The organism is Thalassospira sp. MCCC 1A01428 (assembly GCF_002115825.1).
GTDB lineage: Bacteria > Pseudomonadota > Alphaproteobacteria > Rhodospirillales > Thalassospiraceae > Thalassospira.
The window spans coordinates 135426-152836 of the sequence record NZ_JFJZ01000006.1 but is presented as its reverse complement, the minus strand read 5'-3'; the positions used below and the strand labels follow the sequence as shown (position 1 = coordinate 152836).

Here is a 17411-nt window from a genome sequence, read left to right as displayed (position 1 = left end):
AAAGATCGTTATGCTGCAAAATCAATTTCGCATCGAAGCTGCACATGAAACAGACGCAGATCGATTGGCAGAACTTCGGGTCGTGGCGATGCGCCCCAGCCTGGAGGCTGCTGGACGGTTTGACCCACAGCGGGCACGGGACAGATTTCTGGCCTCGTTCGTGGCCGCCGATACACAGATCATTTATAAAAACGGCGAAATGGCCGGATTTTTCGTCGTTCGCCAGCGAACCGACCACCTATATCTTGATCACCTCTATGTTCTGCCAAACTTCCAGGGCGCAGGCATAGGGCGACGCATCATTGACGGGTTAAAGGACGAAGCCCTGTCACACATGTTACCCATCCGCCTGATGGCATTAAAGAATAGCCCGGCAAACACGTTCTATCAAAGCTGTGGCTTTGAACCAGTTTCATCGGACGAACTTGATACCCAATATGTCTGGTACCCTGGTCCACATTCAAACTGACGGCAAAATACGATCCGAAAGCAAGGTTCAGGAGGATGACGCATAAGGTGTATCTGCCAATGCGGCCTGTATTCCGACAGTGGCTTTATCGATAATCGCCAGGAACAGCGCGGTTGCCATTCCGGAATCCTGTGTCTTGCGAAAGGTGCGATGCCCTTCGACAAAGGCAACCGACCATCCTGCCAGTAAAAGGCTGGCGGCCAGAAATGCATCCGGGTCCGACGGGGGGCGCCCAACGCCTTTTGCCATCGCAGTTGCCACTTCATGTTCCAGTTCACTGCGAATGGCGCGGGCACGGGCCTTAAGGGTTTCGCTGCGTTCGATGGTTTCAACAAAAGGCTGGCTAAGGGCAGAAAACTGAACATAAGGCCTTTGTTCTTGCACCAGTTGATGCGCCAAAAGGCGCAGCGCCTCGACCGGGGCGATACCGGGGGCGCGGTTTAACAATGCCCCGCGCAAGGCTTCGCGCCCTTCTTCATCCCGGTCAAAGAACATGTCCTCTTTGCGCGGAAAATGGTTGAACACGGTCATGCGGCCCACGTCGGCGGCGGCGGCAATCTCGTCAACAGTTACATTTTCAAACCCGCGTTCGCGAAACAAGCGGTCTGCCACCTGGGAAATACTGCGTCGTGTCGCCAAACGTTTGCGCGACCGGCGATCCTGCGGGGCCGATGATGACGATAATGATACGGGGTCTGTTTTCTCTACCATGCCGACATTGATAAACCTGTTTTTGTACCGAGTACACATTCAATATTGACTTTGCATCCATTCGGGCGCAAATAAATTGTACTTAGTACATTTATTGATCAAGTACATAAAAATACCGCAACACCCGGCACGTACCATCGCCAAACATCACTGCGGATATTTCTTATGTTTTGCGCCCAAAGGCCCCGTTTATGAAACCATCCCCGAATGCCAACCGCCCCCTGATTGTCATATATTTTGCCCTTTGCCTTGATGCCGTGGGCATCAGCCTTGTTTTTCCGATTTTGCCCCGCCTGCTATCGGAGGTCACACAGGGCGGAAATGTGACGTTCTATATCGGCATCATGACGTCGCTTTATGCCGTCATGCAGTTCATTTTCGCCCCGGTTCTTGGCGCGCTTAGCGATAATCTGGGGCGACGGCCGGTTCTTCTGGTTTCGCTGGCGGGGGCGGCGATCAATTACACGATCATGGCCTTTGCCCCGCATCTATGGATGTTGTTGCTTGGCCGTCTGATTGCCGGGCTTACCGGTGCCAATGCTTCGGTCGCATCGGCCTACATCACCGATATTTCCGCCGAGAAAGACCGCGCACGCCGGTTTGGCCTGATGAACGCCATGTTTGGTGCCGGTTTTATTATTGGCCCGGTTTTAGGCGGTGTATTGGGGGATTCCTGGGTAAGACTGCCCTTCATCGCTGCGGCAATTCTTAATGGGTATAATTTTATCCTGGCCTTTTTCATCCTGCCTGAAACCCGCCCCAAAACCGGGCAAAAAATCCCGCTTTCCACGTTTAACCCGCTGGCACCGTTACGCTGGGTGTTTTCCATGGTCGGGCTTTTGCCCGTTGTACTGGTCTTTTTTCTGCTAAGCGGTACAGGCGAGGCCTATGGCACCTGCTGGGCGCTGTGGGGGGCCGATACATTTCAATGGAATGGCTTGTGGATCGGCTTGTCGCTAGGAATGTTTGGCATTTGTCAAACACTGGTTCAGGCCTTTTTGCCTGGCCCGGCCACACGGCTTTTTGGCGAACGCGGGGCCGTTATTGCCGGTATTTGCTGTGCCTGCCTTGCCCTGCTTGTTATGGCCTTTGCCCGGCAAGGATGGATCATTTTTGCCATCATGCCGATATTTGCCCTGGCCAGCATCGGCACCCCGGCCTTTCAGGCACTAGCCACCCGCAAGGTTACCCCCGACCGGCAGGGTCAATTACAGGGTGTGCTGACATCCGCGACCAGCCTGGCAACTGTCATTGGTCCACTGGCATTTTCGGCATTTTACATGCTGGTTCAAAAAACATGGCCTGGCGCTATCTGGTTAAGTGTTGTGGCAATCTATGCCCTGGCGGTGCCGATGGTCATTTTCAGCACCCGCAAGGGCCGCACCAGCCCGTCGACGAAACCCCGCACGGCGTAATCACGCCATGGTGCCATCCTGATCGGATCTGTGCCCTAACCCCTGTCGCCCTTTATATTTTAGGCCAGTTGAAACACCCTTGCCCGGCCTTACGCCGGGCAATATTCCCGATCATCAAACCGGCCTCATCCCCTGCACTTTATGGCCATTCGCCTTTCACATGTTTCACGTTCTGCATTATGGCCACCCGAAACGCACAGAACAAAAACATGTTTGCCCCGTTTTCATCGTCGAAATTGCCGAGTCTTTTGCAAAATCCGTTCTTTTTGAGGCAGAATCGATGAGAACAAAAAAAAACATTTTTCAAAAAATCGTTTAAAAACAATAATATAATTCGAAAATCATTTTTTGTTCTGATTTTGTTCTTGATGGAACAAAATCAGAACAATAGAGTGACTTCAGACAGATCAAGGAGGTCGCAGCCATGATGAAATTACTTCAGAATCCCCGTCGCCTTAACGATGTATGCAGCACTGTTGCCGTTGTCGGTAGCACCGGGTTTTTCCTGTTCGTTATTGCACTGGGCATGGCGCAAACCCTCCGGGGTCTGATCTAACCGCACGTTCTTCAAAGTTTTGAACGGGACGGCTTCCCATACCCAACGGTAGACAACCCCGCACCCCTTCCCCGTTTGCCGTTGTTCCGCCCGTCCCGTTCAAATCCTTTACAACCGCGCAACTGGCACCGCTGTCCGTTCCCCACGGCAGCGGTGTTTTTTTATCTGCGGCATAACACGGCACACATCACGGTATTTGCCCGGTACCTTGCATTTGCCGGTCATAACAGGCTTGGCAACAATAACATGCCATCACGCCCGCCATCCCCCGGAATAAACATGCAAATGTCGGCATCGATCACATCTGCATTGTTTGGTACCAGGCCAGTCGATTTGAAATAAAAACCGACGCCTTAACAGCCCGAGTCAGTTTTTTGACCGGCTGGTGCCGACACAGGTCCAAACGGGTAAAAAACCGGACGCGAACTTCTGTTGCATTGCAACAACTTGCGCTGCACCGCAAAATTTCACTCGACATCAAGGCTAATCTTCGTTTGAATCAGTGACAACAGTCATAAATTCATCATACGTTAACAACAATAAGGTTTTGAATTAAAGCAATTCAAACCACACCAATTGAATTGTGGCGCTATCAACCACAACTGACATGCAGGGATTAAAACGGCCAGAGCCTCCCGTAATTTTTAATAACAGCCTGGCCGGGGAGTGAGATTGAATGCTCTATCACATCTACGAATTGCAACATGCAACCATAAGCCCTTTGCGCGTTGCCGCCGACATGGGCAAAAAATGGATGCGCAATCCGGTCAATCCCTGGTCCTATACCCAGCCTGGCCGTGCGACTGCCGCCGCATTTGATGTGTTTACCCACATCACCAACCGCTATGGCAAACCGGAATTTGGCCTTGATACCACCGTTATCGACGGGGAAACCGTGCCGATCACCGAAGAAGTGGTGTATGCCGAGCCATTCTGCCGTCTGTTGCATTTCAAACGCGAAACCGCCCATTTGAAACAGCAACCCGATGATCCGCGCGTGTTGATTGTCGCCCCGTTATCGGGCCATTTTGCAACGCTTCTGCGCGGCACGGTCGAAACCATGCTGCCCGATCACGATGTTTACATTACCGACTGGGTCGATGCCCGCGAAGTTCCCGTGCATTTGGGTCATTTCGACCTTGATAGTTATGTCGATTATCTGATGCGGTTTTTACGGCATCTTGGCCCGAACACACATATGATTGCCGTGTGCCAGCCATCGGTTCCCGTGATGGCGGCGACGTCCCTTATGGCGGCTGGCAACGAACCGTGCCAACCCGCCTCCATGACATTGATGGGGGGGCCGGTCGATACCCGTGAAAACCCGACCGAGGTTAATAAATTCGCCCAGCAACACGAACTGGACTGGTTTGAACGCCACGTTATTTCGCACGTGCCCCTGCCCCATGCAGGTGTCATGCGTCGGGTATATCCCGGTTTCATGCAGCTTGCCGGTTTCATGAGCATGAACTGGGACCGCCATCTGGCCGCCCACCACGACATGTTCACGCATCTGGTTGAAGGCGACGGCGAAAGTGCGGATGCCAAACGTACCTTTTATCAGGAATATCTGGCGGTCATGGATATGAGTGCCGAATTCTACCTTCAAACCCTGAAGGTGGTTTTCCTTGAACATCAACTCCCCAAAGGCACCATGCGCTGGCAGGGGATTCCGGTGGATCCGTCAGCCATCACCAAAACCGCCCTGTTAACGGTTGAAGGTGAACGCGACGATATTACCGGCATGGGCCAAACCCGGGCGGCACATAAATTATGCAGCAACTTGCCCGATAATATGCGTATGCACCACGTCCAAAAAGGCGTGGGGCATTATGGCGTGTTTAACGGGCGGCGCTGGCGCGAACAAATCAGCCCGCGCGTCAAGGATTTCATCCGCCGCCATGACCATGAAGGCAAAGGTGCCAACAGCGCCCCTGCCAAACCAAAAGTCGAAGCTGCGGAATAACAGTTTCCAACACATAAAAAGCCGCCCCATCACCCGGGCGGCTTTTTTCGTTCTCAGGCAAGATCAACCTGAAGATTTAGTGCTGGCGTTTAATATAAAATCTCGACTTCGCCATTATCAACCTGACCGCCATAGACCCCTTGTGCCAGCGGGTATTCGTTGACCGGATTTAGCGTCGCAAGCAAGTGCTGATAGACATCCCGGGTCTGAGGGGTATCTTGCCAAACCTGAATCTGGCCAATGACAATCGGGTTGGCAGCCCCGTCAAGCAGGGCAACGGCCTGATCAATATTGGCATTGGTTACCCATTCGTCGTCTGTTCCCATCATGGTCAGGTGAACGCCAATCACTCTGTTGTCCTTCACCCCCATAATGCCGATGCACGAGGTAAATTTGGTAAACATGACCGGATCTGCCTTGCACCATTCACGTTCGGCAACTTCCAACGGGTTTTGGGCTTCGGTAAAAACATATGCCATCATCGTGGCCTTTCACTGTTCTGGTTAAACTGTTCGATGTTGACGCCGCTGTCGCAAAAATCGGGAACAGCAAACCGGCAAGGCATTTGTACCGTACCGTGAATGACACCCCATGCACATTTGCAAGGCAGGCCCCAATGACGAAACAAACACCACCCACTGCCCCCGCGCCTTCATCGGTTCAGATGAACAGTTTTGAACACGGTGGCATTGCCGTGATTATCGGGGCAAGCGGCGGTATCGGCGGGGCTTTTGCCCAACATCTGGCCGACACAAAACAGTTCTCGCAGATTATCGGCCTGTCGCGCAGCAGCACCCCGCCCCTTGACCTGTTAGACGAAACCAGTATTGAACAATGCGCAGACCACATTGCCCGACAACAGGGCGATGTGCGGCTGGTTATCGATGCCACCGGCTTTTTACATAACGATGATTTTCAACCCGAAAAAACCTGGCGCCAGATCGACCCGGCCAGTATGGCTCATAACTTTGCCATCAACGCCATTGGGCCTGCCCTGCTGATGAAGCATTTTTTACCGTTGCTTGCAAAACAGGGGAAATCCGCCTTTGTCACCCTGTCGGCCCGGGTGGGCAGCATTGGCGATAATCATATCGGCGGCTGGTACGGGTATCGTGCGGCAAAGGCCGCCTTGAACCAGTTGGTTAAAACCATGGCGGTGGAACTGGCCCGTAAAAGGCGCGATGCCATCTGCATTGCCCTGCATCCTGGCACAGTTGATACCGGTTTATCGGCACCATTTGCCAAAAGCGGCCTTGCGGTACAAACCCCACAGCAGGCCACCGCCAATATGTTAAATGTCATTTCCCTTTTGACACGCGATCAATCGGGCGGTTTTTTCGCCTATGACGGCAGCCCCATTCAATGGTGAGCCCGCAAAACAGCCTGCCCCTAGTCAAACAACCCGTTTAGCTGGGCATACTGGATCAGCATGATTGTTTTGGCGTCGCGAATGCGTCCATCGGCGATCATGGTTATGGCATCGTCAAACGGGGTTTCCAGCACGCTGATATCTTCGCCCTCGTCATATTTTCCACCACCGTCGCCCTGCAAATGATCGGCGGTAATTTCGGCAACAAACAGGTGTAATCTTTCCGTGACAGAGCCTGGGCTCATGAACACATCAAAAACCTGGCGCGGCTTGCCAATTTTATAACCGGTTTCTTCCTCGACCTCGGCAATAACCGCGGCATTGGGCGCGCGATCATCTAACACGCCGGCGGGCACCTCGATCAACATGCCGGTTTCATTGCCATTTACAAAGGTCGGCATCCGAAATTGCCGGGTCAGGATAATGGTGCGATTTTCGCGGTTAAACAGCAAAATCCCCGCCCCGTTGCCCCGGTCATAGGTTTCACGGTTTTGGTCCTGCCAGTCGCCATCGCGCCGCTTAAGGGCAAACCGGACACGATAAAGATGATACCAGTTGTCAGACAGGCAATCGACGCCATCCATGCGAATATGGTCGTTATCAAACCGGGTCCAGGCGGCAGGGAAATCCGTCATATGACAAACCTTTAGGGCGGTGAACGATCAGCGGTTTAAAAACGCCGATAAGGTTAGCAAGATGGCCTCGGGTTTTTCAGCATGCACCCAGTGCCCGGCGTTTTTAATGCTGGTAAAAGCCGCCCGTGGAAACAACGATTTTATGTGATCGCGTTTTTCCATATCAACATAATGCGAATTGGCCCCGGCAATAAACAGGGTGTCGCCATCGAACCGGGCATCATCGGCGTTTTTCCAGCCGGTAATATCGCCAAGATGGCTTGCCATGGCGTCGATATTAATCTGCCAGGCCATTTTGCCGGTTTCCTTATCTGTCGCAACGCTTTGCGCCAGAAACTGCCGCACGCCTTTTTCCGGTATATCGCTGGCAAGGGCGTCTTCCACCTCGGCGCGGCGCGAAACGGCATTAAAATCCACGCCCCGCATGGCACGAACATAACCGGTATAATCATGATCATAGGGAACCGGCGCAATATCCACCACCACCAGATCCGCAATCAGATCGGCCTGATCGGACAAAGCCAGCGTCATCGAAGCCTTGCCACCCATCGAATGACCAATTAAATGCACCGGGCCATTATCAATATCGCGGATTAATTCGGCAATATCGCCTGCCATTGCGTCATAGGTCATGGCGTCATCCCAATCGGACCGGCCATGATTACGCAAATCCGCCGTAACGACATGGTATTTTTCGGCCAAACGGCGGGCAATCGCCGTCCAGTTGCGCGCCTGCCCAAACAGGCCATGCAAAACAACCAGCGTACCATTATCGCGGTTTTCATCGCCAAAGGCGTAATGCGCCAGTTTCATCGGGCCTCCTTGCCAAAATGGAATAACAATAATTTGGCGCAGAATGGCCCGCCACCACGGCAAAGGCAAGCACCTGAGGGCCAAAATGCAAAACACCCCTGCATCGTGAAATGCAAGGGTGTTTAAAATTCGTCTTTAGGGTCGTTTGTTCGTCGGCTGTGCTGCGTCATATTATACGCCAGCGTGGTGACCACCATGGGGAACGCCCTTGCTGCCAAACAGGCCAGCAATCATACGTACCAGTGCCTGAAAACCCTTGCGCATGGTCTGTGCGCGGAGTTTTTCAGCTTCACGGTGCAACGCGACGAGATCAAATTGTTCGTTACGACGCATGACTTTATCCTTTCAAAGACAGGGGCGAAAAGCGCCCCGATTGCGATGTCGTTATGTTCTGATCTCCATGTAGTTGAGATATTGCAAAACGACGAGATCAGTTTTATCAGCCCACCCATGTATTCCATGCATAGGTTGACTTACATCAAACACAATCGGGTCATGCAGTTTGGTGGAATTTGTCTCATGACAAATAAGGTGTTCAACTTGCTCATTCTTTTTACAGCGGCAAAACCGAACCCGCCCAAGACCTGCCTTAACATTAAGGCAAACCTTCTGTATCCCTTGAAACAAAAGGGACACAGAAGGTTTTAAGTTTTGAAAATTTCAGGAAAATAACCACCACACCCCGGTCATTATCACCAATTCACCGATAAAATGACTACGAATCGCAGGATTAGAGTCGCGAATGCGACCCCAACCAATTTTGCATGGCTAAAACACCTCAGGTAAGGGCAATATTGAGGTATTTCACCTCAAGATACTCATCAAGCCCCCAATGACCGCCTTCACGACCATGGCCGCTTTCCTTTACACCGCCAAAAGGCGCACCTTCATGTGATGTGGTGCCATCATTAATGCCGACCACACCGGTTTGCAGGGCATCGGCAATGCGGTGAATGCGGCCAATATCGCGGCTATATAAATAGGATGACAAACCACCCTTCACCTGATTGGCAAGGGTTATAGCCTCGGCCTCGGTATCAAACCGGTAAATCGGGGCGATAGGGGCAAACAGTTCTTCTTCAAAACAGGCGGCATCAATTGGCAAATCGGTAATGACGGTGGGCCGAACGAAATAACCTGTGTCGGGTTTTTCCGCACCTTCATGAAAAACACCCCCCCGACGTTTGGCATCGGCCATCAACCGTTCGACCTTGGCGACGGCGCGGCTGTTAATCAAAGGGCCAATGTCACTTTGCGCATCAAAACCGTTCCCCATACGCAAGGTTCGGGTGGCCGCAATGAATTTTTCAACAAAGGCATCATAAACGCCGTTTTGCACCAGAATACGATTGGCACACACACAAGTCTGGCCGCTATTGCGGTATTTTGAAATCATCGCCCCGGCAACGGCATCGTCAAGGTTGGCATCGTCCATCACGATAAACGGGGCATTTCCCCCCAGTTCCATCGCCGTTTTTTTAACCGTATCGGCACATTGCACGATCAGGCGTTTGCCAACCGGGGTGGACCCAGTAAAGGACAACATCCGCACCCGAAAATCATCGGTCAGGGCCTGGGCAATTGGCACGGGGTTGCCGGTTACCACGTTAAACACCCCTTTGGGGAAACCCGCCATTTCGGCCAGTTTTGCCACCGCAAGGGCGCAAAGCGGGGTATCTTCGGCCGGTTTCACCACCACACTACACCCGGCAGCCAGGGCGGGCGCACATTTGCGCACCACCATCGTCAACGGGAAATTCCACGGCGTAATCGCGGCAACCACACCAACGGCCTGTTTTTGCACCCATACACGACGATCCGTCTGGGTGCCGGGCATGGTTTGTCCATAGGCGCGTCTTGCTTCTTCGCCATACCACTCGGCATAGGCAATGGCCCCCACCACTTCCCGCCGGGCCTGATCAATCGGCTTGCCCTGTTCGGCGGTAATCAGACAGGCCAGATCCTCCAGGTAATGTTCCATTAAATCGCGCCAGCGCCGCAAAATAATGGCGCGATCCTTTGCCAGTGCGCCCGACCACGCCGGAAAGGCATTGGCGGCAGCATCAATGGCACGGCGCGCTTCGCTGGTGCGCATAAAGGCGACATCAGCCAGCAGCTTGCCGGTGGCGGGGTTTAAAACCTCGATGGTTTCACCAGAATCGGCGCGTTGCCATTCCCCGTTAATAAAAGCCTTATGCAGACTCCAGTCTCGGATAAGTGCCTGAGCGCGATCAAGACCGGAAAGATGCGGGGCATTTCCCCCAACAGGCGCAGAATTGTGGTCGGCGGACGACATACAGGGCGTTTCCTTATCGCCAGATTTAGAACAATGCGGAGGACCTCACGGTGTTGTGATTCCATTATTTGTCCCGCTGCTGGGACACTAAGCCCACAGAGGACGTTCAGGCAACAACACATACACAACGATTATCATTTACCGGTTCTTCGAGAGAGATTGAGAATAATGAAACATTTTATCAAAACCGCCCTCCTGACAGCATCGCTGGGTCTGACCCTTGCCGCCATGCCGGCACAAGCCGACGAAACCAGCGACAATGCAACCGTTGAAACACGTGAACACATGATGGCTGGTATCGGCGGGGCGATGGGCACGCTGGGCTGCTATATGAAAGGCGAATGCGACCTGCCCAAGGGTGTTGTACACCTGCTGGCCGAAGGCATTGCCTTTTCGGCATCAACCGGCCCGGATGTTTTCAAAACCGCAACCCCGGATGCCACCAAAAAAACCACCGCAAGTGCTGACATCTGGACGGACTGGGATAATTTCGCCGATCATTTCCCGAAATTGCAGGAAAATGCCCTGAAACTGGCCGAAGTTGCCGGTGATAAATCAGCAATGGGGCCGATCATGGGCGAAATGGGCAAGCTGTGCAAAGACTGCCACGATAATTTCCGCACCAAATAACCCGGTATATGAACGCCCCCTTTAAGGGTCCGGCGTTATTTTGATATGACAAAGGCGGGGTGCGTTATGCGCCCCGCCTTTATTTTTTAATCAAATCGTTGCCAGGCAGCGTGGCCAAAGCCCGCTTACCCGGCCCGCGCCACCGTAATAACAGCGGCCACAACCCCGGCGCATACCACCAGTATCACCAGTCCCAGCCAGGCCGGTTTAAAGGATATGGCATTAAACCGGCCTGCAATGCTGGCAGGCACCTTGCGTGTCCCTGTTATCATCGCGCCAATCAGGTTTTCGTTTTTCAAAAACAGATACCCGATTGCGGCCACAACATGCAGGCCAACCGCGACATAAATCAGGTTGATATTAACGTGGTGAATGTAATTCATCGTGCTGGCAAAACCGGACGGAACATATTTTACCAGCGGCCCGTCAAAAAACAGGAAGGTATCCTCGCTGGTAAACAGGCCCGTAAAAGCCTGAACACCCACCAGTATTAACAAGACAACAACCATTAACCCGCCAGCCGGGTTATGCCCGGCATAGGCCAGTTCTTCTTCGCTACCCTTGGGCAGTTTGCGCAAATAGGACAAAACAGCAAACGGGCTTTTGACAAACGATTTGAAACGGGCATTCGAACTGCCGACAAATCCCCAGATAATGCGAAACAGCACCAGGGTTAAAACCGTATACCCGGCCAGTTCATGAATATTGATAATGGCTTCCTGATTGGTCCACCACGCCGTTACGATGGCAACCACCAGTGCCCAATGAAACAAACGAACAGGAAAATCCCATAAACGGATACGTGTTTTTTGTGCGTTATCGCTGTGCATCTATGCCTCGTGCCATGCGTTTTACCCGGGTTTGACGGTGCATAATCAAACCGTAATCGCGTTAATATGTTCAATGGTTATCATGCCTCAACCATCCATATTGCGCCGCACACAATTTGGTGACCGGTTTGGATTGCATCCGATTGTGATTTGCAAATGCAATTGATTTGTTGAAAATCATTCTCACAAGCAGTATCAATTACCGGGCGATACACTTGATCTACCAACAGGGACGGACAGATAATCCAATGAAATTTTCAAAAATTCTTGGCACAGCAGCCATGATGGGCGTGCTTGGTGCGCCGCTGGCACATGCGGCCCCCGATGCAGATGCCGTTATGAAAACCTACGCCGATATCGCGCATGCCGGATACAGCGACGCTGTATCGACCGCAAAGACGCTTGAAGCGGCTGTAGACAACCTGATCGACAATCCGTCGGAAGATGCTTTGAAAAAAGCACGCGCCGCATGGATTGCCGCCCGTCCGTCCTATCAGCAAACCGAAGTTTTCCGCTTTGGCAACCCGATCGTTGATGACTGGGAAGGCAAGGTTAACGCCTGGCCGCTCGATGAAGGCCTGATCGATTATGTCGATGGCGACCTTTACGGCAGCGAAAGCGAAGAAAACCCGGCCTATACCGCCAATGTCATTGCCAATCCCGAACTGAAAATTGGCAGTGAAACCATTGATGCATCGACCATCGATGCTGACCTGCTTGAAAAACTTCATGAACTTGACGGCGTTGAAGCCAACGTTGCCACCGGTTACCACGCCATCGAATTTCTGCTGTGGGGGCAGGACCTGAACGGTACAGGTCCCGGTGCCGGCAACCGCTCCTGGACCGATTACGCCAAAGGCGACAATTGCACCAATGACAATTGCGACCGTCGTGGCGATTATTTGAAAGCCGCAACCGATCTTCTGGTTTCCGACCTGACCTGGATGTCCGAACAGTGGGCTGATGATGGCGATGCCCGCAAAAACGTAATGCAGGAAAACGGCGCCACCGGCCTGACCGCCGAAATCACCGGCATGGGGTCGCTTTCCTATGGCGAACTGGGCGGCGAACGCACCAAACTTGGCCTGTTGCTGCATGATCCCGAAGAAAGCCACGATTGCTTCTCGGATAACACCCACAATTCGCATTTCTACGATGCGCTGGGCATTCAGAACGTTTATCTTGGCAAATACACCCGCACCGATGGCAGCGTTGTTGAAGGTCCGTCGCTTTCGGAACTGGTTGCCGCCAACAATGCCGATCTGGACAAGGAAATCAAAACCAAGCTGGCCGCCTCGGTTGCTGCCGGTCAGGCAATGGTTGATCGCGCCAATAATGGCGAACATTTCGACCAGATGATTGCTGCGGGCAATGATGAAGGCAATGCTGCGGTTCAGAAATTCGTTGATGCGCTGGTTGACCAGACCAAATCAATCGAACAAATCGTCGGTGCCATCGGCCTTGAAGGCATCAGCTTTGAAGGCTCGGACAGCCTTGACAACCCCGATGCAGTCAACTGATCCTGATCAATCAGCTTTACGCCTGATCTGATAAATATATGGCGCGGCAAGGGACATTCCCCCTTGCCGCGTTCGCCGTTCGCGCCCCGGTCAATCTTGCAGGGGCACCAAATTACCCGGTTTTTTCTCTCCTGCCGGATCGGGTTCTTCATCAAGATTGCCCTGCCATGCCCCTTTCTTTTTCCCTGCCCTGTCTTTCACATCATGTGCGCTGCGGCCAATGGGCGTTACTGAGATGTATCGCAACCTGTGCTGTTGTGTTTTCCCCGGCCCCCCTTCATGCCCGCCAAACAACCGACACCAGCCAACCCATTCCCCTTGCTGCGGCTAAAACCGATGCAAAAACAGGTTCCGATGCGTATCCGGGGGGCGACACCACATGGCTGAAAAAAACCGGCCGGTCCGCCTTTACCCATTATTCCGCCAATATGGCGTTTGAAAAACGCATGGATTTCAAACTGGGCGAAGCCCTGTTTCAGCGCATGTGGGTGGCGGCCCCCACACGCACCCAAACGACCGACGGTTTGGGGCCGCTTTATAATTCGCGGTCCTGCATTGGTTGCCATGTGCGCAATGGCCGCGGCCATGCACTGGACCTTAAAAACGACCCCGATCGCGCCGCCGTTGCCATGTTGTTACGGCTTTCCATTCCGCCACAAAACGACGCCGACCGCACCTTGCTGGCCAGCGGCAAAGCCAATTCCATCGCCGACCCGATATATGGACACCAGTTTCAGGAACTGTCTGTTCCGGGCATCCCGGCCGAAGGGCGGGTGATGGTAACTTATGATGACCATGTTGTTGCCCTTCCAGACGGGGACAAAGTTACCCTGCATAAACCGTACTACAAACTGACCGAACTGGCCTATGGCCCCTTGCATGACGGCCTGATGATTTCACCGCGCATTGCCCCGCAAATGATTGGCCTGGGCTTGCTTGAGGCCATTCCTGAACACATGATTACCGATCAGGCCGACCCGGATGATGCAAATGGCGACGGCATTTCGGGCCGGGCCAACCGCGTATGGAGCATCGCCGAACAAAAGGTAACGCTGGGCCGGTTTGGCTGGAAAGCAGGGATGCCGACACTGGACCAGCAAAACAAAAATGCCATGCAGTTCGATGTTGGCCTGTCAAACACCCTTTATCCCGATGGGGCAGGTGATTGCACCGATGCACAAACATTGTGCCGCAAAGCCCCCAATGGCAACACGCCGGAATTTGAAAACCTTGAGGCGCATAGCGTAATTACGGATTTGATCCTGTATTACACCCGCAATCTTGCGCCCCCCGCCCGGGCAAACGCCACCGACCCTGACGTGCTGGCGGGCAAACAAATTTTCAATGACATTGGCTGTTCGGCCTGCCATCGCCCGAACTATCAGTTACCGGTCAATGATCAGCACCTGGAACAATCCGGCCAACTGATTTGGCCCTATAGCGACCTTCTGTTGCACGACATGGGCAACGGCCTTGCCGACCACCGCCCCGAAGCCCTGGCAAGTGGCAGTGAATGGCGCACACCACCCCTTTGGGGACTGGGGCGCACAAAGGAAATTGATTCTCGCGCCGGTTTCCTGCATGACGGGCGGGCAAATACCATTCTTGAAGCCGTATTGTGGCATGGTGGCGAGGCGCAGAACGCACGCGATGCCGTCATAAACTTGCCACGATCGGATCGCAGCAAACTGATCGCGTTTTTGAAATCGCTTTAGGGGGAGACATGCCGTTGTTTGATACCGGCTGCCGCCGGGCCATGGCCGGGTTAATTGTTACCATCGCAGCGGGGCTTTCGGCACCGCCAGCGGCCCATGCCGACCTTCCCGACGGGCAATATCACGATGTGATCGTTCATTTGCTGTCAAAGGTAATGCCGCCGCAACTTGATGCCCTGCATTCCAGCACGGCGACCCTTGCCACCGGCATGAGTGATTTTTGCAAAAGCCCGGACAAAGCCGGACTGGCAAAAATGCGCGACGGCTTTAATGACGCCATGGATCGCTGGCAGGAAGTGCAGCCGTGGCGCATGGGCCCGATGATGGCCAATGGCCGCGACCAGCTGATTGAATATTGGCCCGACAAACACGGCACTGCCGCCCGGCAATTCCGTTTGCTGTTGCGCAACAAGCCCCCGCTTTATACCAACCCTGCCAAAATTGCCGATGCCAGTGCCGCCCTGCAGGGGTTCCCGGCACTGGAAGAAGTTCTGTTTGATCCGAAACTGGCCGGGCAAATTGTCGCCAAAGACAAGGACGGCGTTTATCTGTGCCAATATGGGACAACGATTGCCGGCAATCTTGAAAAACTGACCGGGGAGCTGGTCGCCCAATGGCCCGCCTTTGCCGATGCCATGATCAATGCTGGCCCTGATAGCCTGGATTACCCGACATCAAAATTCGCCGCGACCGACCTTTACCGTGCCCTTCATGAAGGCATGTTGATCATTATCAGCCAGAAACTGGCCCGTCCGCTGGGCGAAGGCCCGGATGATGCCAATGCCAAACGCGCGGAAAGCTGGCAGGCAGAACGCTCGCTTCGCAATATTTCACATAACCTGAAATCGCTGTTTGCCATTTACGACGGCGAACTTAACGGTGCCGGTGAAAGTGGCAAGGGCATGGTCGCCCTGATTGGTGCTGACAGCCTGCTGGACCGGTCTTTCCGCCTGAACTGGCAAAAGATTCGCGATGCCAGCGATGCCCTGCCCGATTCCATGGTTGCCGTTCTGGCACAGCCCGGCGGGTTCGATAAAGTTCAGGAACTGGAAAACCAGGTCGCCTATGGTGTGATGCTGGTGGAGAATGACGTCGGTGGTCACACCGAACTTGGAGGTGGTTTCAATGCCCTTGATGGAGACTGATTTCAACCCGAACCGCCGGAACGTTTTGCGCCTGTTTGGTCTGGGTGGAGCGATCACTTTTTTGCCTGCCGGTTTTGCCAAAGCTGCCACCACAGTAACCGCACCCGAAGACCGGGCGGTTTATATCAGTGCCAGTGCGGGAAATAACGACGACTTTTATGTCAGTGCCTTTAACGCGCAAGGCAAAATCCTGTATGAGCAGCCCCTGCCCGGTCGTGGTCATGATGTGGGGTTACGCCCCAACCATGTCGATGTTGCCGCGGTTGAGCGCCGCCCCGGCCTGTATGCCCTGATTATGAACCGCCACACCGGCGAAGTCCGCGCGACGTTAAAAAGCCCGGAAGACCGGCGTTTTTATGGTCATTCGGTTTATTCCAGCGACGGGCGTTATCTTTATATCACCGAAAACGACTTTGATAATGCACGCGGGGTTATTTCGGTTTGGGATGCGCAAAACGGTTATAAGCGCGTCGCCGAATTTGACAGCTATGGCATGGGCCCGCACGAACTGCATTTGCTGCCCGATGGCGAAGGCATGGCAATTGCCAATGGCGGCCTTAAAACCCACCCGGATTTTGATGGCAGAACACCCCTGAACATCGAAACCATGGAACCGAACCTGACCGTGATCAGCCGCAAAACCGGCGAAAAGCTGTATCAAACCCGGTTAAAGGATGATTGGCACAAGCTTTCGATCCGCCATATCGATGTAACCCTTGATGGCACCATTGCGACGGGTTTTCAATATCATGGCGGGTTAAATGACGAAGTACCCCTGGTAGGACTGTGGAAACCCGGCGGGCCGGAGCTTCAGGCACTTGAAGCCCCCGACAATGTGCAATACCGGATGCGCCAGTATTGCGGCAGTGTGCGGTTTGATGTTTCGGGTTCCGTCTTTGCCATATCCTGCCCGCGCGGCGGCGTTGTGACCTTCTGGGATGCCCATAACGGCAAATTCCTGACCAACATCGCGGCCCCGGATGGGTGTGGTCTTGCCGCAACCGACCGCAAAGGCGAATTTGTTGGCACCAGCGGCCTTGGATCAGGCTGGCGAATGGATGCCATCAACCGAAAGCGGATAGAACTTCCCGACGATTCGCTTAAATCGCTAAAATGGGACAACCATTTACAGCGTATTTCAGCCTAGAGCCGTCAGCATCACCAAAACAGCCAAAGGCCGCACATCTTGTTGCGGCCTTTTTTCATGCCATTAGATTCATATAAATCAAATACTTAGTCCGCAGACCGCTTTAGTGGCACCACGTGTAGTCCCCCGCGTTAAAGCCGGACTCAACTTTTTTGCAATTAATAACGATTTTCACTTGCGTCATATCCGGGGCT

Annotated in this window: 17 protein-coding genes; 10 read left to right on the top strand and 7 right to left on the bottom strand. The window is 53.4% G+C overall.

The genetic code is table 11. From position 1 onward, the window contains the following. Positions 1–10 precede the first annotated feature (10 nt). Positions 11–469 (top strand): GNAT family N-acetyltransferase, encoded by a 459-nt coding sequence (locus THS27_RS07505; protein WP_085589424.1) that lies wholly within the window; start codon positions 11–13, stop codon positions 467–469. 27 nt (positions 470–496) lie between these two features. Here the strand turns inward: THS27_RS07505 and THS27_RS07500 are convergent, their stop codons facing one another. Continuing rightward, a complete protein-coding gene (locus THS27_RS07500; protein WP_085589422.1) occupies positions 497–1180 on the bottom strand; it encodes a TetR/AcrR family transcriptional regulator in 684 nt (227 codons plus the stop codon). 191 nt (positions 1181–1371) lie between these two features. On the opposite strand from THS27_RS07500, the gene THS27_RS07495 reads away from it, so the two are divergent. The 3 genes from THS27_RS07495 (at position 1372) to THS27_RS07480 (ending at position 5117) form a co-directional block, all read left to right on the top strand. After that, positions 1372–2595, top strand: a complete 1224-nt coding sequence (locus tag THS27_RS07495; protein WP_085589420.1) for a TCR/Tet family MFS transporter — start codon at positions 1372–1374, stop codon at positions 2593–2595. A 424-nt stretch (positions 2596–3019) separates the two neighbouring features. Then, positions 3020–3151 (top strand): hypothetical protein, encoded by a 132-nt coding sequence (locus tag THS27_RS27575; RefSeq protein WP_256359936.1) that lies wholly within the window; start codon positions 3020–3022, stop codon positions 3149–3151. 676 nt (positions 3152–3827) lie between these two features. Further along, complete coding sequence (locus THS27_RS07480) at positions 3828–5117, top strand: polyhydroxyalkanoate depolymerase (RefSeq protein ID WP_085589414.1); 1290 nt, start codon at positions 3828–3830, stop codon at positions 5115–5117. 89 nt (positions 5118–5206) lie between these two features. Here the strand turns inward: THS27_RS07480 and THS27_RS07475 are convergent, their stop codons facing one another. Next, positions 5207–5599 carry a hypothetical protein gene (locus tag THS27_RS07475; RefSeq protein ID WP_139835508.1) on the bottom strand — a complete coding sequence of 131 codons (393 nt, stop codon included), beginning with the start codon at positions 5597–5599 and terminating at the stop codon, positions 5207–5209. Positions 5600–5733: 134 nt separating this feature from the next. Between THS27_RS07475 and THS27_RS07470 the strand changes: the two genes are divergently transcribed. Then, on the top strand, positions 5734–6486 hold the full coding sequence (locus tag THS27_RS07470; RefSeq protein WP_371455251.1) for an SDR family NAD(P)-dependent oxidoreductase: 753 nt from the start codon (positions 5734–5736) through the stop codon (positions 6484–6486). Positions 6487–6506: 20 nt separating this feature from the next. Here THS27_RS07470 and THS27_RS07465 read toward each other — a convergent pair whose 3' ends face one another. The 4 genes from THS27_RS07465 to THS27_RS07450 all read right to left on the bottom strand — a co-directional run bounded on the left by THS27_RS07465 (position 6507) and on the right by THS27_RS07450 (position 10230). After that, positions 6507–7121 carry an NUDIX domain-containing protein gene (locus THS27_RS07465; RefSeq protein ID WP_085589410.1) on the bottom strand — a complete coding sequence of 205 codons (615 nt, stop codon included), beginning with the start codon at positions 7119–7121 and terminating at the stop codon, positions 6507–6509. Positions 7122–7148: 27 nt separating this feature from the next. Then, positions 7149–7934, bottom strand: a complete 786-nt coding sequence (locus THS27_RS07460) for an alpha/beta fold hydrolase (protein ID WP_085589408.1) — start codon at positions 7932–7934, stop codon at positions 7149–7151. A gap of 171 nt (positions 7935–8105) precedes the next feature. Then, entirely contained in the window at positions 8106–8267 is a 162-nt protein-coding gene (locus THS27_RS26885; protein ID WP_168184843.1) for an RSP_7527 family protein, read from the bottom strand. 445 nt (positions 8268–8712) lie between these two features. After that, positions 8713–10230 (bottom strand): NAD-dependent succinate-semialdehyde dehydrogenase, encoded by a 1518-nt coding sequence (locus THS27_RS07450; protein ID WP_085589405.1) that lies wholly within the window; start codon positions 10228–10230, stop codon positions 8713–8715. A 168-nt stretch (positions 10231–10398) separates the two neighbouring features. Between THS27_RS07450 and THS27_RS07445 the strand changes: the two genes are divergently transcribed. Continuing rightward, the gene (locus tag THS27_RS07445) at positions 10399–10860 is read left to right on the top strand and encodes a cytochrome c (RefSeq protein ID WP_085589403.1); all 462 of its coding nucleotides are present in this window, start codon (positions 10399–10401) and stop codon (positions 10858–10860) included. Positions 10861–10985: 125 nt separating this feature from the next. Here THS27_RS07445 and THS27_RS07440 read toward each other — a convergent pair whose 3' ends face one another. Then, complete coding sequence (locus THS27_RS07440) at positions 10986–11690, bottom strand: cytochrome b/b6 domain-containing protein (protein ID WP_085589402.1); 705 nt, start codon at positions 11688–11690, stop codon at positions 10986–10988. A gap of 248 nt (positions 11691–11938) precedes the next feature. Between THS27_RS07440 and THS27_RS07435 the strand changes: the two genes are divergently transcribed. The 4 genes from THS27_RS07435 (at position 11939) to THS27_RS07420 (ending at position 17217) form a co-directional block, all read left to right on the top strand. Beyond that, positions 11939–13210 (top strand): imelysin family protein, encoded by a 1272-nt coding sequence (locus THS27_RS07435; RefSeq protein ID WP_085589400.1) that lies wholly within the window; start codon positions 11939–11941, stop codon positions 13208–13210. A gap of 167 nt (positions 13211–13377) precedes the next feature. Continuing rightward, a complete protein-coding gene (locus tag THS27_RS07430) occupies positions 13378–14925 on the top strand; it encodes a di-heme oxidoredictase family protein (protein ID WP_085589544.1) in 1548 nt (515 codons plus the stop codon). Positions 14926–14933: 8 nt separating this feature from the next. Continuing rightward, the gene (locus THS27_RS07425; RefSeq protein WP_085589398.1) at positions 14934–16070 is read left to right on the top strand and encodes an imelysin family protein; all 1137 of its coding nucleotides are present in this window, start codon (positions 14934–14936) and stop codon (positions 16068–16070) included. Next, positions 16051–17217, top strand: coding sequence for a DUF1513 domain-containing protein (locus tag THS27_RS07420; RefSeq protein ID WP_246832882.1), 1167 nt, complete (start codon positions 16051–16053; stop codon positions 17215–17217). The genes THS27_RS07425 and THS27_RS07420 overlap by 20 nt, the downstream gene beginning before the upstream one ends. Positions 17218–17411: the final 194 nt, after the last annotated feature.

Excerpts from the sequence above, each read along its gene's own strand:
- THS27_RS07465 (WP_085589410.1), bottom strand. The coding sequence starts at position 7,121 with ATGACGGATTTCCCTGCCGCCTGGACCCGGTTTGATAACGACCATATT.
- THS27_RS07430 (WP_085589544.1), top strand. The coding sequence starts at position 13,378 with ATGCCCCTTTCTTTTTCCCTGCCCTGTCTTTCACATCATGTGCGCTGC.
- THS27_RS07500 (WP_085589422.1), bottom strand. The coding sequence starts at position 1,180 with ATGGTAGAGAAAACAGACCCCGTATCATTATCGTCATCATCGGCCCCG.
- THS27_RS07495 (WP_085589420.1), top strand. The coding sequence starts at position 1,372 with ATGAAACCATCCCCGAATGCCAACCGCCCCCTGATTGTCATATATTTT.
- THS27_RS26885 (WP_168184843.1), bottom strand. The coding sequence starts at position 8,267 with ATGCGTCGTAACGAACAATTTGATCTCGTCGCGTTGCACCGTGAAGCT.
- THS27_RS27575 (WP_256359936.1), top strand. The coding sequence starts at position 3,020 with ATGATGAAATTACTTCAGAATCCCCGTCGCCTTAACGATGTATGCAGC.
- THS27_RS07425 (WP_085589398.1), top strand. The coding sequence starts at position 14,934 with ATGCCGTTGTTTGATACCGGCTGCCGCCGGGCCATGGCCGGGTTAATT.
- THS27_RS07475 (WP_139835508.1), bottom strand. The coding sequence starts at position 5,599 with ATGATGGCATATGTTTTTACCGAAGCCCAAAACCCGTTGGAAGTTGCC.
- THS27_RS07445 (WP_085589403.1), top strand. The coding sequence starts at position 10,399 with ATGAAACATTTTATCAAAACCGCCCTCCTGACAGCATCGCTGGGTCTG.
- THS27_RS07480 (WP_085589414.1), top strand. The coding sequence starts at position 3,828 with ATGCTCTATCACATCTACGAATTGCAACATGCAACCATAAGCCCTTTG.
- THS27_RS07460 (WP_085589408.1), bottom strand. The coding sequence starts at position 7,934 with ATGAAACTGGCGCATTACGCCTTTGGCGATGAAAACCGCGATAATGGT.
- THS27_RS07420 (WP_246832882.1), top strand. The coding sequence starts at position 16,051 with ATGCCCTTGATGGAGACTGATTTCAACCCGAACCGCCGGAACGTTTTG.
- THS27_RS07440 (WP_085589402.1), bottom strand. The coding sequence starts at position 11,690 with ATGCACAGCGATAACGCACAAAAAACACGTATCCGTTTATGGGATTTT.
- THS27_RS07450 (WP_085589405.1), bottom strand. The coding sequence starts at position 10,230 with ATGTCGTCCGCCGACCACAATTCTGCGCCTGTTGGGGGAAATGCCCCG.
- THS27_RS07435 (WP_085589400.1), top strand. The coding sequence starts at position 11,939 with ATGAAATTTTCAAAAATTCTTGGCACAGCAGCCATGATGGGCGTGCTT.
- THS27_RS07470 (WP_371455251.1), top strand. The coding sequence starts at position 5,734 with ATGACGAAACAAACACCACCCACTGCCCCCGCGCCTTCATCGGTTCAG.
- THS27_RS07505 (WP_085589424.1), top strand. The coding sequence starts at position 11 with ATGCTGCAAAATCAATTTCGCATCGAAGCTGCACATGAAACAGACGCA.